The 14,227-nt window shown below is 66.0% G+C and carries 12 protein-coding genes; all 12 read left to right on the top strand.

Going from position 1 to position 14,227, the window contains the following annotated elements:
* Positions 1-3,149 (top strand): carbamoyl-phosphate synthase large subunit (carB, locus tag Q0331_RS02035; RefSeq protein ID WP_298074422.1); only part of this gene is annotated, 3,149 nt, incomplete at its 5' end.
* On the top strand, positions 3,146-4,000 hold the full coding sequence (gene pyrF, locus Q0331_RS02030) for an orotidine-5'-phosphate decarboxylase (RefSeq protein ID WP_298074420.1): 855 nt from the start codon (positions 3,146-3,148) through the stop codon (positions 3,998-4,000). The genes carB and pyrF, both read left to right, overlap by 4 nt.
* 337 nt (positions 4,001-4,337) lie before the next feature.
* Complete coding sequence (mihF, locus tag Q0331_RS02025) at positions 4,338-4,658, top strand: integration host factor, actinobacterial type (RefSeq protein WP_005294871.1); 321 nt, start codon at positions 4,338-4,340, stop codon at positions 4,656-4,658.
* Positions 4,659-4,660: 2 nt separating this feature from the next.
* Entirely contained in the window at positions 4,661-5,227 is a 567-nt protein-coding gene (gmk, locus tag Q0331_RS02020; RefSeq protein WP_298074418.1) for a guanylate kinase, read from the top strand.
* 113 nt (positions 5,228-5,340) lie between these two features.
* Positions 5,341-5,622 (top strand): DNA-directed RNA polymerase subunit omega, encoded by a 282-nt coding sequence (gene rpoZ / locus Q0331_RS02015; RefSeq protein WP_034988049.1) that lies wholly within the window; start codon positions 5,341-5,343, stop codon positions 5,620-5,622.
* A gap of 20 nt (positions 5,623-5,642) precedes the next feature.
* Positions 5,643-6,899 carry a bifunctional phosphopantothenoylcysteine decarboxylase/phosphopantothenate--cysteine ligase CoaBC gene (gene coaBC, locus Q0331_RS02010; protein WP_298074415.1) on the top strand — a complete coding sequence of 419 codons (1,257 nt, stop codon included), beginning with the start codon at positions 5,643-5,645 and terminating at the stop codon, positions 6,897-6,899.
* Positions 6,900-6,992: 93 nt separating this feature from the next.
* Positions 6,993-8,237 carry a methionine adenosyltransferase gene (metK, locus tag Q0331_RS02005; protein WP_298074413.1) on the top strand — a complete coding sequence of 415 codons (1,245 nt, stop codon included), beginning with the start codon at positions 6,993-6,995 and terminating at the stop codon, positions 8,235-8,237.
* Positions 8,238-8,267: 30 nt separating this feature from the next.
* Positions 8,268-10,331: a primosomal protein N' gene (locus tag Q0331_RS02000; protein ID WP_298074411.1), complete on the top strand. Its 2,064-nt coding sequence runs from the start codon at positions 8,268-8,270 to the stop codon at positions 10,329-10,331.
* 11 nt (positions 10,332-10,342) lie between these two features.
* Positions 10,343-10,849 carry a peptide deformylase gene (gene def / locus Q0331_RS01995; protein ID WP_049049953.1) on the top strand — a complete coding sequence of 169 codons (507 nt, stop codon included), beginning with the start codon at positions 10,343-10,345 and terminating at the stop codon, positions 10,847-10,849.
* Positions 10,846-11,829 (top strand): methionyl-tRNA formyltransferase, encoded by a 984-nt coding sequence (gene fmt / locus Q0331_RS01990; RefSeq protein WP_298074409.1) that lies wholly within the window; start codon positions 10,846-10,848, stop codon positions 11,827-11,829. The genes def and fmt overlap by 4 nt, the downstream gene beginning before the upstream one ends.
* 4 nt (positions 11,830-11,833) lie before the next feature.
* The gene (locus tag Q0331_RS01985; RefSeq protein WP_298074408.1) at positions 11,834-13,369 is read left to right on the top strand and encodes an RsmB/NOP family class I SAM-dependent RNA methyltransferase; all 1,536 of its coding nucleotides are present in this window, start codon (positions 11,834-11,836) and stop codon (positions 13,367-13,369) included.
* A gap of 13 nt (positions 13,370-13,382) precedes the next feature.
* Positions 13,383-14,051: a ribulose-phosphate 3-epimerase gene (gene rpe, locus Q0331_RS01980; protein WP_298074406.1), complete on the top strand. Its 669-nt coding sequence runs from the start codon at positions 13,383-13,385 to the stop codon at positions 14,049-14,051.
* The last annotated feature ends 176 nt before the right edge of the window (positions 14,052-14,227 follow it).

Genomic DNA, 14,227 nt, shown 5'->3' with positions numbered 1-14,227 from the left:
ACATCGAGAAGATCTTCCAGGAGCAGCAGAAGGCCGGCCACAAGGTCGACGCGGTCTTGGCGACTCTGGGCGGCCAGACCGCGCTGAACGCTGCGATCCAGCTGGATCGCCTGGGCATCCTCGACAAGTACGGCGTGGAGCTGATCGGTGCGGACATCGACGCCATCGAGCGCGGTGAGGATCGCCAGAAGTTCAAGGACATCGTGGCGAAGATCGGCGGCGATTCCGCCCGCTCCCGCGTGTGCCACAACATGGACGAGGTTCACGAGACGGTCGCCGAGCTGGGCCTGCCGGTCGTTGTGCGCCCGTCGTTCACCATGGGCGGCCTGGGTTCCGGCCTGGCCTTCAACGAAAAGGACCTGGAGCGCATCGCCGGCGGTGGCCTGGCTGCCTCCCCGGAGGCAAACGTTCTGATCGAGGAGTCCATCCTCGGCTGGAAGGAGTTCGAGCTGGAGCTGATGCGCGACGGCAAGGATAACGTCGTGATCGTCTGCTCCATCGAGAACGTGGACGCATTGGGCGTGCACACCGGCGACTCCATGACGGTTGCTCCGAGCATGACCCTGACCGACCGCGAGTACCAGGTCATGCGCGACCAGGGCATCGCCATCTTGCGCGAGGTCGGCGTGGATACCGGCGGCTGTAACATCCAGTTCGCGGTGAACCCGAAGGACGGGCGCATCATCACCATCGAGATGAACCCGCGCGTGTCCCGCTCTTCGGCCCTGGCCTCCAAGGCCACCGGCTTCCCGATCGCGAAGCTGGCCGCCAAGCTGGCCATCGGCTACACCCTGGACGAGGTCCGCAACGACATCACCGAGGTCACCCCAGCCGCCTTCGAGCCGACCCTGGACTACGTGATCGTCAAGGCCCCGCGCTTCGCCTTCGAGAAGTTCCCCGGTGCCGACGACACGCTGACCACCACCATGAAGTCCGTCGGCGAGGCCATGGCCGTCGGCCGCAACTACATCACGGGCCTGAACAAGGTCATGCGTTCCCTGGAAACCAAGCAGGCCGGATTCTGGACTGTGCCGGACGAGGAGTTCGCCGGCGAACGCGCCACCGACAAGCAGGCCGTGCTGGAGGACCTGAAGCGCCCGACCGAGGGCCGCATGTACGACGTGGAGCTGGCTCTGCGCCTCGGCGCCACCGTCGAGGAGGTCTACGCGGCCTCCGGCATTGACCCTTGGTTCCTGCACGAGCTAGCCGGTCTGGTGGAGTTCCGCAGCCGTCTTATTGACGCCCCAGTCTTGGACGTCGACCTTCTTCGCGAAGCGAAGTACATGGGTCTGTCGGACAAGCAGATTGCAGCGCTGCGCCCGGAGCTGGCGGGCGAGGACGGCGTGCGCGCCCTGCGCTGGGCCCAGGGCATCCGCCCGGTCTTCAAGACCGTGGACACCTGCGCCGCCGAGTTCGAGGCGAAGACCCCGTACCACTACAGCTCCTACGAGCTGGATCCGGCCGCCGAGTCCGAGGTTGCCCCGCAGCCGGACAAGAAGAAGGTGCTGATCCTGGGCTCCGGCCCGAACCGCATTGGTCAGGGCATCGAGTTCGACTACTCCTGCGTGCACGCCGCACTCGAGCTGTCTCGCGTGGGCTATGAGACCGTCATGGTCAACTGCAACCCGGAGACCGTCTCCACGGACTACGACACCGCCGACCGCCTGTACTTCGAGCCGCTGACCTTCGAGGACGTCATGGAGGTCTACCACGCTGAAGCCGAGTCCGGCGAGATCGCAGGCGTGATCGTGCAGCTGGGTGGCCAGACCCCGCTGGGCCTGGCGCAGCGCCTGGCGGACGCTGGCGTACCGGTCGTTGGCACCTCCCCGGAGGCCATCAACCTGGCCGAGGATCGTGGCGAATTCGGCAAGGTGCTGGAGCAGGCCGCCCTGCCGGCGCCGGAGTTCGGCACCGCCACCAGCGTGGAGGAGGCACACGACGTGGCCGCCCGCATCGGCTTCCCGGTGCTGGTTCGCCCGTCCTACGTACTCGGCGGACGCGGCATGGAAATCGTCTACGACGACGAGAGCCTGTCCAACTACATCCAGCGCGCCACCGAGATCACCAACGACCACCCGGTTCTGGTGGACCGCTTCCTGGACTCCGCAATCGAGATCGACGTGGATGCCCTGTGCGACGGCGAGCACGTGTACCTGGCCGGCGTGATGGAGCACATCGAGGAGGCCGGCATCCACTCCGGCGACTCCGCCTGTGCGATCCCGCCGATGACCCTGGGCGCGGAGGACATCGACAAGGTGCGCAAGGCCACCGCCAAGCTGGCTCACGGCATCGGCGTGAAGGGTCTGATGAATGTTCAGTTCGCGCTGAAGGACGACATCCTCTACGTCATCGAGGCCAACCCGCGCGCCTCCCGCACCGTGCCCTTCGTCTCTAAGGCCACGGGCGTGCAGCTGTCCAAGGCCGCCGCGCGCATCATGCTGGGCACCAGCATCCCGGATCTGATCGAGGAGGGCATCCTGCCGCAGGACCGCGACGGCGGATCCCTGCCGCAGGGCCACCCGATCGCCGTGAAGGAGGCTGTGATGCCCTTCAACCGCTTCCGCAGCCCGGAGGGCCACGTGCTGGATTCCCTCCTGAGCCCGGAGATGAAGTCCACCGGTGAGGTCATGGGCCTGGACGACGACTTCGGCACCGCCTTCGCCAAGTCCCAGGAAGCCACCGGCGATCTGCCGACCGAGGGCACCGTCTTCGTCTCGGTGGCCAACCGCGACAAGCGCACGGTCCTCCTGCCGATCCAGCGCCTGTACTCTCTGGGCTTCAAGATCCTGGCCACCCAGGGCACCGCGGCCATGCTGCGCCGCAACGGCGTGGAGTGCGAGGTCGTGGCCAAGATTTCCGACGAGCGCCGCGCGGCCGCGGAGAACACCCCGCTGGTCGATGCCAACGGCGAGCCACTGCGCACCGTGGGCGACTGGATCAAGGACGGCGACGTCGACCTGATCCTGAATACGCCGGCCGGATCCGCCGGGGCGCGTCACGATGGCTACGACATCCGCTCCGCTGCGGTGAACATGGGCGTGCCGTGCGTGACTACCGTCCAGGGGGCCGTGGCAGCCGTCCAGGGCATCGAGGCCCTGCAGGGCGCCGAGCCGACCGTGCGCGCCATTCAGGAGGTCGATCACTCGTGACTGCGAGTGCGAGTTCGGTAGGCCGCCCAACCTTCGGCGAGCGCTTCTTGGAGCGTTCCCAGGACCAGGGACAGCTCTGTGTGGGTATGGACCCGCACGTGGGCATCCTGGAGGACTGGGGCTTAAAGGCCGACGTCGCCGGACTGGAGTCCTTCAGCAAGACCTGCGTGGAGGCCTTCGCGGACGTCGCTTGTGTGGTCAAGCCCCAGGTGGCCTTCTACGAGCAGTTCGGATCGGCTGGCTTGGCCGTGCTGGAGCGATCGATCGCGGAGCTGCGGAAGGCCGGGGTGTTGGTTATTGCCGACGCCAAACGGGGTGACATTGGCTCGACCATGGCCGGTTACGCACGGGCGTGGTTGGATCCGGATTCCCCGCTGTGCAGCGACGCTGTGACCGTATCCCCGTGGTTAGGCTTCGACTCCCTGCGCCCCGTTATCGATTTGGGTGAGCAGCACGGCAGGGGAGTGATCGTCCTGGCCGCCACATCTAACCCGGAGGCGCGGGGCCTGCAACGCTCCTACTTCGACGGCACAGACACGAACTTGGCCCAGTACATTGTGGACCGCGTAGCCGCGGAAAACTCCCAGCATTCTGGGGCTGGCAACCTCGGCGTAGTCGTCGGCGCGACTTTGGCAGAGCCGCCGCGCTTGGACGAGGTGGGCGGCATGGTTCTGATGCCGGGAGTCGGCGCCCAGGGAGGCACCATGGACGATGTGCGACGTATCGCCGGGGGAGACCAAACGGCGTCACTAGTATCGCCCAACGTTTCCCGCGGCGTACTGCGCGCAGGGCCTGAGGTTGCGGACCTGCGAAACGCCGTGGCCGAGCAGGCGGCAACGCTACGGCTCTAGCTGTGGCTTTCGGCCCCGTGTTGTGATGGCCATAATTGGCCATTAGCAGGGGCTTTTGCTGTTCTTCATGGATTCAGGTGTTACACTGATACTCATTGTTTGAAAGCTGCTCGCGTAGCGCCCCGCCTGCACGTATAAGCGGTTCGGGCGAAGCGTGTACAGTAGTCGAGAACATGAATCCGAAAAATGAATCTCGGTGTGTCAGCTTGGCATTTTTAACCGAGAGGATTTAATATCCAGCGTTGCTTGGAATACCGTTTGGTCTCTACAGCATGCTGGTTATAGACCAGAAAAACTTTCCATCCTTTAAGACGAGAACAATTTAACGGAGGCACCCGTGGCACTTCCCCAGTTGACCGATGAGCAGCGCGCAGCAGCGCTGAAGAAGGCAGCCGAGGCACGCAAGGCACGCGCAGAACTGCGCGAGAAGCTGAAGCGTGGCGGCACCGACCTGAAGCAGGTCCTGAAGGACGCCGAGACCGACGAGACCCTGGGCAAGATGAAGGTTTCCGCCCTGCTGGTTTCCCTGCCGAAGGTTGGCAAGGTGAAGGCCAAGGAGATCATGGAGCAGCTGGAGATCGCTGAGACCCGTCGCATCCGCGGCCTGGGCGACCGTCAGCGCCGCGCCCTGCTGGAGCACTTCGGTTTCGAGGAATAGTCTTGAGCCAGGACCTGAATAGCGGACGGATCGTCGTACTGGCGGGCCCTTCTGCGGTGGGTAAGTCCACTGTTGTGCGGCGCCTGCGCACCGACGTTCCGGACCTGTTTTTCAGTGTGTCCATGACCACCCGCGACCCGCGTCCCGGCGAGGTCGATGGCGAGGACTACATCTACGTCACCCGCGAACAGTTCGAACAGAACATCGCGGCCGACAAGATGCTCGAATGGGCGGAGATCCACGGAGGCCTACAGCTTTCCGGCACGCCGCGCGAACCCATCGAAAAGGCGCTGGCTGATTCCCGTCCGGTTCTCGTCGAGGTAGATCTCGAGGGCGCACGCAACGTCAAGAAGATGCTGCCCCAGGTGCAGACCGTCTTCCTGGCTCCGCCGTCGTGGGAGGAGCTTGTTGATCGCCTGACCGGTCGTGGAACCGAGACTCAGGACGTCATCGAGCGCCGTCTGCAGACCGCGAAGGTCGAGATGGCTTCGCAGTCCGAGTTTGATCACGTGGTTGTGAACGACGACGTGGATCGGGCAGTGGCGGCCATCAGCGAGATCCTTCGCTAGTTGGGCGCTAAGGATACGGCAGGCACGGAAGCTCGAGCGGCGCACTCTCCAGTCCCGCGCTTTAAAGATCTAAATAAATAATCAAACAACCCACCAAAGAAAAGGTGAATACCGTGGAAAACCAGGACGTGAATGCGAACGATAGCGTGTTCGATCCTCCTGTAGGCATCACCAATCCACCGATCGACGAGCTGCTGACGAAGGTCTCCTCCAAGTACGCCTTGGTCATCTTCGCTGCTAAGCGCGCACGTCAGATCAACGACTACTTCCAGACGGTCGACGAGGGCGTCTTCGAGTTCGTCGGACCTCTGGTGACTCCGGACGTCCACGAGAAGCCGCTGTCCATCGCCCTGCGCGAGATTAACCGGGATCTGTTGGAACACACCGAGGGTTAGACCAGCTAGGCTGATTCGTTGTGAACGTTGCATCAGCTGAATTGAACACCAAGCCGCTCCGCGTCGTCATCGGCGTAGGGGGCGGCATTGCTGCGTATAAGGCCGCTCATCTGGTCCGCTTCTTCACCGAGCGTGGCCACCAAGTGCGGGTGATTCCCACCCGCTCTGCGTTGAACTTCGTGGGTGCCGCCACCTTCGAGGCTCTCTCGGGCCAGCCGGTGGCGACCGATGTTTTTGACGCCGTGGACGAGGTGCAGCACGTTCGCCTGGGGCAGGAGGCCGACCTGATTGTCGTCGCTCCGGCCACCGCAGACCTGATGGCCCGGATCGCCCACGGGCGTGCCGACGATCTGCTCACTGCTAGCTGTCTGGTTGCCACGTGCCCCGTGGTGCTGGCTCCGGCGATGCACACCGAGATGTGGCTGAACCCGGCGACTGTGGACAACGTTGCAACACTGCGCCGCCACGGCCTGACGGTGCTGGATCCCGCCCACGGGCGGCTCACGGGCAAGGATACCGGCGCCGGGCGACTGCCGGAGCCGGAGCAGATCGGCGAGCTGGCGATCACCGTCCTGGCGGACCGCGAGGCCTTCACCCGAGACCTGGAGGGCAAGAAGGTGGTCATCAGCGCTGGCGGCACGCACGAGCCGCTGGATCCCGTTCGCTATCTCGGCAACGCTTCCTCCGGCCGCCAGGGCTACGCGCTGGCCGAGGTGGCCGCCCAGCGGGGCGCCGAGGTCACCCTAGTAGCAGGTGTGACCGAGAACCTGCCCACTCCCATCGGCGCTGAGGTAGTGCGAGTGAAGACTGCCCGCGAGATGCAGCAGGCCGTAATGGAGCACGCACCCAATGCCGACGTTGTAGTCATGGCCGCGGCGGTTGCCGACTACCGCCCGGCAGAGGTGGCGGGGTCGAAGATGAAGAAGGGCTCGGAAGCTGACCTGTCGACCATCCAACTGACCGAGAACCCGGACATTCTCGCGGGCGTGGTTGAAGCGCGCAGGCGGGGAGACGTGGCGTCCACAACAAAGATCGTGGGCTTCGCGGCAGAAACCGGCGACGAAAACAGTTCCCCGCTCGACTTCGCCCGCAAGAAGCTCGAAAGAAAGGGCTGCGACCTGCTGATGTGCAACGCAGTCGGCGATGGCAAGGTTTTCGGGCAGCCGGATAGCTCGGGCTGGATTCTGCGCCCAGACGGTGAGGTCACCGAAGTGCCGCAAGGGCCAAAGACCGGGGTCGCTGCAGCGATCTGGAAGGCTGTGTGCGAGACTCTTTAGGCAGCTACGTGACAAATACAGACAGCTTAGTCTAGTATGTGTCCATTGACTATAAAGTCTTCAGCAATTCGAACTTACAAAAGGAAAATCCACGTGTCTTTGCGCCTGTTTAGTAGCGAGTCCGTCACCGAAGGGCACCCCGACAAGATCTGCGATGCGATCTCCGACAAGATCCTCGACGCGCTGATTGCCAAGGACCCCGAGGCGCGCGTGGCCGTTGAGACCGTCGTGACCACCGGGCTGGTGCACGTCGTCGGCGAAATCCGCACCACCACCTACGTAGAAATACCCGCGCTGGTGCGCAAGACCCTGCTGGAGATCGGGTTCAACAGCTCTGACATGGGCTTCGACGGCTCTACCTGTGGAGTCAGCGTGGCCATCGGCGAGCAGTCCCAGGAGATCGCCCAGGGTGTAGACACCGCCCTCGAGCACCGGTCGCACAACGCGGAAGGCGGCACCGAGCTGGATGAGATCGACCGCCTTGGCGCTGGCGACCAGGGCCTGATGTTCGGCTACGCCACCAACGAGACCCCGGAGTACATGCCGCTGCCGATCGCGCTGGCACACCGCCTGTCCCGCCGCCTGACGGAGGTGCGCAAGAAGGGCATCGTTCCGCACCTGCGCCCCGACGGCAAGACCCAGGTGACCTTTGCCTACGACGCGGAAGGCGCCCCCGTGCGCCTGGATACCGTCGTGGTCTCCACACAGCACGACGCGGGCATCGAGCAGGAGTGGCTGCACGAGCAGATCCGCACCCACGTCGTCCAGTACGTGCTGGACGAGGCGGGCTTAAGCGGCAACCTGGCGGATACTGACTACACGCTGCTGGTAAACCCCTCCGGCTCATTCGTGCTGGGCGGCCCGATGGGTGATGCAGGCCTGACCGGCCGCAAGATTATCGTCGACACCTACGGCGGTATGGCTCGCCATGGTGGCGGCGCGTTCTCCGGCAAGGACCCGAGCAAGGTGGACCGCTCTGGTGCCTACGCTATGCGCTGGGTCGCCAAGAACATTGTCGCCGCCGGCCTGGCCGACCGCGCGGAGGTGCAGGTGGCCTACGCCATCGGCCGTGCGACCCCGGTGGGCCTGTACGTGGAAACCTTCGGTACCGAAAAGGCACCGGTCGAGGCTATCCAGGATGCCGTCCGCGAGGTGTTCGACCTGCGCCCGGCCGCAATCCTGCAGGAGCTGGACCTGAAGCGCCCGATCTACGCCCAGACCAGCGCCTATGGCCACTTCGGCCGCACCGACTTGGACCTGCCGTGGGAGCGCACTGACAAGGTGGATGCACTGCAGAGGGCCGTCGCCGCTGCTCAGCAGGCCCAGCAGGCTCAGTAGTTTAAGCAGGTTAAGCAGGTTTAAAGCACCGTGGACCAGCCCGTCGCCCGCGTACTGCCGATGCTCGGTGTGCCACACCTCGACCGGCTTTTCGACTACGCGGTGCCCGCAGACATGGACGCGCATGCCCAACCAGGGGTGCGCGTCCGCGTTCGTTTCTCTGGCCGGTTGGTCGATGCGTTCGTCATCGAGCGCCGCCGCCGAAGCGACCACCCCGGTGAGCTGCGCCAGCTGGAGCGCGTGATCAGCCCCATCCAGGTGCTGCCGAAGCCCCTGTGGGAGCTCGTCAACGCGCTCGCCGAGCGCTACGCGGGCGTGCGTTCGGACATTCTGCGCTCCGTCGTGCCCTCCCGCCACGCCTCGGCGGAGAACGCAGGGTTGTTCGCCGACGGTGCGGCTTGGGAGGACCTCGGGGCCAAGCTGCAATCTGTCGAGCAGGCCGCTGCCGATTCCTACGCCGCCGCCGTGGAGGCTTTGGCGCCCTACACTCACGGCGCGGCGTACCTGTCCGCGCTCGTCGAGGGCAAGGCCGCGCGTGCTTGTTTATTGACGCCCCCAGGCCGCGACATCCCCACCCTCATCGCGGCCATCACCGCCGCCGTGGCCTGGAATACGCAGGGAAGTGTGCTGGTGGTGGCCCCCAACCAACGCCTGGTGGATCGACTGGTGGCGGGGCTGAAGGAGCACATGAACCCCGCCCAGGTGATGGAGCTAACCGCGCAGGTGGGGCCGAATGCGCGCTATCGCCGCTACCTCTCAGTTCTCGCGGGCCAGGCGCGCGTGGTGGTGGGCACGCGCTCTGCGGCGTTGCTGCCCGTCGTCGCGCCTCGACTGATGATTCTGGTAGGCGAGGCTGACGACAACCTGGTGGATCCTCGCGCTCCGTACATTCACGCGCGAGAGGCGCTGGCGTTGCACGCCCAGCGCACCGGGGCGGGGCTACTGATCGCCGGGGTGCATCGCTCGGCTGAGGTGCAGCAGTGGGTGGACAGCGGGCTGGTGTATCCGCTGCTGCCCACGCGGGAGGTACTGCACGAGGCGATGCCGTGGATCCGGGGTATGGGGGAGACCGACAGTGCGACGGAGAGGGAGCTCCACGCGCCCGGGGCGCGCATTCCCTCCATGGGCTTCGAGGCGATACGCGAATGCGTGGATAACGGCGTGCCCGCGTTGGTGCAGGTTCCACGGCGGGGATACGCGCCCGCGCTGGCGTGTGCGAAGTGCCGCACGCCCGCCCGCTGCCGGCACTGCAACGGCCCTTTGGAGTTGCCCACGAGCGCCGAGGCTGCCCCGCCGCGCTGTCGCTGGTGCGGGCTGACCGCCGGACTGTTTACGTGTTCCGGCTGCGGCAACCACAGCGTGCGGCTGTCCGTTATCGGCCACGACCGGACGGTGGAGGAGCTGGGGCGGGCATTCCCCGGGGTGCCGATCATCGCCAGCGGCGGCAAGCACGTGGTGGATAGCGTGCGGCTGCGCAAAAGTATCGTGGTGGCCACGCCTGGCGCAGAACCCACCGTGGAGGGTGGCCTGTATGGCGCCGCGATCTTGGTGGACCCGTGGATCCTGCTGGGAAGGCAGGATCTCCGCGCCGCGGAGGCTGCCCTGCGGCACTGGATGGAGGCCGCCGCCCTCGTCGCGCCACGGGGCCAGGGCGGCAAGGTGGTCTTCGCCGGGGCAGCGAACCTGCCGACGGCTCAGCAACTGATCCGCTGGGATCCCGTCGGATCTGCGCGCGCAGAGCTGGCGCACCGGGCCGAGGCCGCCTTCCCGCCCGCCTTTAGCGTGGCCGCCATCGACGGCACCACTTCTGCCATCGAAACGCTCGAGGCCGCGTGGGACTTGCCCGAAGGCGCGGAGACACTGGGGCCGGTGGAGCTGCCACCCGGCGTGCGCCTGCCCGCGGGGATCGACCCCCATGACCCACAGGCCAGAAAGTCCGCGCGCAGGCTGTTGGTGCGGGTGCCCGCCGACCAGCGAATACCCCTCGGCCAGGCCTTGCGCAGCGCGCAGTCGGTGCGAACCATCCATCGGAGCTCGCGGGCGGCCCAACCGGAGGCCTTGCGGGTTGTCATGGATCCCGTGCGCATCGGTTAGGGTTAATAACCATGACCGTGCTTAACATGCGCTACTTCGGGGACCCGGTTCTCAAGACCGTGGCAGACCCCGTCAAGCCAGAACAGATCCAGGATGCCGGAACCCGGCGGCTGGTCGAGGACATGCTGGAAACCATGGATCACTACGGGGGAGTGGGCCTGGCCGCCAACCAGATCGGCATTACCCGTCGCATCTTCGTTTTCGACTGCGACGGCGACCGCGGCCACGTGATCAACCCCACTTGGGAGGCCGTGGGCGAGGAGACCCAGACCGGCGGCGAGGGTTGCCTTTCCATCCCCGACGTCCACGGAGACGTCACCCGCGCCCAGCGCGTGCGCCTGCGCGGGGTGACCGTGGACGGCGAGCAGGTGGACCGAGAAGTCACGGACCTTATGGCCCGTTGCGTGCAGCACGAAACCGACCACCTGGACGGCGTGCTGTTCATCCAGCATCTCTCGGCTGAGCAGCGCCGCGAAGCAATGAAGCAGATCCGCGAATCGGAGTGGTTTAAGCAGTGAAGATCGTCTTTGCCGGAACCCCTGAGCCGGCCGCCGTGGCCCTCGAGCACCTCATCGCCGATGAACGCATAGAGGTCGTTGCGGTGGTTACCCAGCCGGACGCCAAGCGGGGGCGCGGCCGTAGCCTGCGCCCCTCGAAGGTCGCGGAGGTCGCCGAGGAGGCCGCTATCCCGACCTACAAGTGGCCGAGCCTCAAGGCCGGAACTGAATCTGGTGACGAGGCCCGGGCCGTTCTCAGCGACCTCGCAGCGCAGGGGGTAACCGCAGCCGCGGTCGTGGCCTACGGCAACCTGATCCCCAAGGACATCCTCGGCGTCTTTGAGCACGGCTGGGTGAACCTGCACTACTCGCTGCTTCCACGCTGGCGCGGTGCCGCTCCCGTGCAAGCCGCCCTGGCGGCCGGAGACGAGATCACTGGCGCCTCCATCTTCCGCATCGAGGAAGGCCTGGACACCGGCCCCGTCGCCGCCCAGCTGACACAGACGATCGGCCTGGAGGACACCGCCGACGACCTGCTGGCCAGCCTGACCTACGCCGGCCGGGAACTACTGGCCGATACGCTCGTCGCCATGGACGAAGGCACGGCCGAGCTCTCCCCGCAGGAAGATTCGCAGGCCACCCACGCACCGAAGATTCACCCCGCGGACGCCCAGATCGACTGGTCCCAACCGGCCGAGGTAATCCAGCGTGTTGCCCGCGCCCACACCCCGGCACCTGGTGCGTGGACTCTACTGGACGGCCAGAGATACAAGATCGGCATGCTGCTGCCCAGTAACTCAGGAGAGGTCACTGGGCTCTCGGCTGGCGAAATGGTGGCGTCACCAAAGAAGGTTTTCGTCGGCACCGGCACCGGCGCCCTAGAGATCACCCGCATCCAGCCGCCTGGCAAGAAGATGATGGAAGCCGCGGCGTGGGCGCGCGGGCAACAAGAACTGCTGGCGGGCCGCCCGACGTTCAGCGCGCGGGAGACGGGGGAGTAAGGCCATGGGAGGCTTCAGGTCTCGTTCCGAATCCGCCCGCAGTGGCGAGGGACAGCGCAAAAAGGCGACAGGTTACCAGCAGCGCCGACCCGAGCACAAGCAGCGAAAGAGCAGGTCGCGGGGCTCCGGCGACAAGGTGCGCGACGTGGTTTTCGGCGTGCTGCGCGATGTCACGGTCGACGGTGCCTTCGGCAACCTCGCACTGCCCAAGGCGCTGCGGGAGGCGAGCATCAAGGGTCGTGACGCCGCATTTGCGACCGAGCTGACCTATGGCACGCTGCGGGCGCGGGGGTTGCTGGACGCGATCATCGAAGACGCGGCCGGCCGCAAGATCGAGAAGATCGACTCGGTGGCGCTGGACGCGCTGCGACTGGGCGCGTACCAGATACTGCGCACGCGGGTGGAAAACCACGCCGCGGTGAACACCTCTGTGGAGTTGGTGAAAGCCTTCGGAGCAGGCCAGGCCTCCGGGTTCGTCAATGGCGTGCTGCGCGCGCTGACGCGCAAGAAGCCGGAGACGTGGATCGAGCGCGTAGCTCCCGGCGACAGCCTGGCCGACCTAGCCCTGCGCAACGCGCACCCCGAGTGGATCGCCGAGATCTTCGCGGAAGCGCTGGGCGTGGACCCCGCGACTGATGCTGGCCGCGCTGAGCTCAAGCGCGCCCTGGCGGCCGACGACGCTCGCCCGATCGTGCACCTGGCCGCCCGCCCCGGGCAGATCAGTGGCGAGGAACTGGCGCTGATCACCGGCGGCACGGAGGGCAAGTTCTCTCCCTATGCGGTGTACCTGGACGAGGGCGCCCCAGGCGAAATCGCCCCTGTGCGCGAGGGGATGGCCAGCGTACAGGACGAAGGTTCCCAGCTGATCGGCCTGGCCACCACCCGCGTTCCCGTCGCCGACAACCTTCCCGCCCGCTGGCTGGACCTGTGCGCCGGCCCCGGCGGCAAGACCGCATTCATCGCCTCAGTGGCCATGTCGGAGCAGGCCACCGTGGATGCAATCGAGATCGCAGATCACCGCGCCAAGCTGATTGAGCAGACGACCCGCGACCTGCCCGTGCGCGTGCACGTCGGCGACGGCCGGAAGCTGGAATCCATCGGCGACCTGGATGCCCCGGAGGGCGGGTTCGCGCGCGTGCTCATCGACGCGCCCTGCTCCGGCCTGGGTGCGCTGCGCCGCCGCCCGGAGGCTCGCTGGAACAAGGATCCGCAGGACGTCGCCCCGCTGGTCACCTTGCAGCGGGAGCTGCTGGTCAGCGGCCTTGCGGCCACCGCCCCCGGCGGCGTGGTGATCTACTCCACCTGCTCGCCGCATCCAAAGGAAACCTCGGAGGTCGTCCGCTCCGTCGCGGCCCGCACGGGCGCGGAGATCCTGGACGTCACCGAGTTCCTACCCGAACTGGCAGAGACGAACACCGCCCAGACCGCACCATTCGTGCAGCTCTGGCCACACATCCACGGCACGGACGCGATGTTCTTCGCCGCCCTGCGCCCTGCCAACAACAGCACAAACACAAGCACAAGCACTAGCCAAGAGTGAGGAAGACCAACCCATGTCCGATTCCCACACCCCGCTGATCGCCCCGTCCATCCTCGCCGCCGACTTCGCCAATCTGGCCCAAGAGGTCGCTCGCGTGCCGAACGCCGACTGGTTGCACATCGACGTGATGGACAATCACTTCGTCCCGAACCTCTCCTTCGGCCTGCCCGTGGCCAAGTCCCTGCTGCCGCACACGGACAAGCACCTGGACGTGCACCTCATGATCGAGAACCCGGAGAAGTGGGCGGAGGACTACGCAGACGACTTCCAGTCCGTGACCTTCCACTTGGAGGCCGTCGCGGACGTCGATACCGCCATCGCCCTGGCCGATAAGCTGCGCGGTCACGGCACGATGGCGGGCATCTCCATCAAGCCCAACACCCCGGTCGAGCCGCTGCTGAACCACCTGGATCGCTTCGACCTCGTGCTCGTCATGAGCGTGGAGCCCGGTTTCGGCGGCCAGAAGTTCATGCCCGAGGTGCTGGATAAGGTTCGCAAGCTGCGCAGCCGAATCGATGCCGACGGCCTGGATACACTCATCGAGATCGACGGTGGCATTGGGGCTGAGACCGCCGCCGAGTCCGCCGTCGCGGGCGTGGACGTGTTCGTCGCCGGTTCCAGCGTGTTTGGCAAGCCGGACCCCGCCGCGGCGGTCGATGAGATCCGCGCCAGCGCCAAGTAGATCTATGGATCTTTCTCTTTTTTCTGACGCCCACAGTCTCGGCTGGCAAGCAGCCCAGCTAGCCAGTCCGAACCCGCCGGTGGGCGCGGTGATCGAGGATTCCTCCGGGCAGGTGGTGGGGCGCGGGTTCACGCAGGCCCCCGGCGGGGCGCATGCGGAGGTCGTCGCCCTGGAGC

Origin of the sequence: uncultured Corynebacterium sp. (genome assembly GCF_937999985.1) — a bacterium.
Classification (GTDB): domain Bacteria; phylum Actinomycetota; class Actinomycetes; order Mycobacteriales; family Mycobacteriaceae; genus Corynebacterium.
This window is presented reverse-complemented; position numbering and strand designations above follow the sequence as displayed.

Coding starts and splice junctions, on each gene's coding strand:
- rpe (WP_298074406.1), top strand. CDS start 13,383: ATGTCCGATTCCCACACCCCGCTGATCGCCCCGTCCATCCTCGCCGCC.
- def (WP_049049953.1), top strand. CDS start 10,343: ATGACCGTGCTTAACATGCGCTACTTCGGGGACCCGGTTCTCAAGACC.
- Q0331_RS01985 (WP_298074408.1), top strand. CDS start 11,834: ATGGGAGGCTTCAGGTCTCGTTCCGAATCCGCCCGCAGTGGCGAGGGA.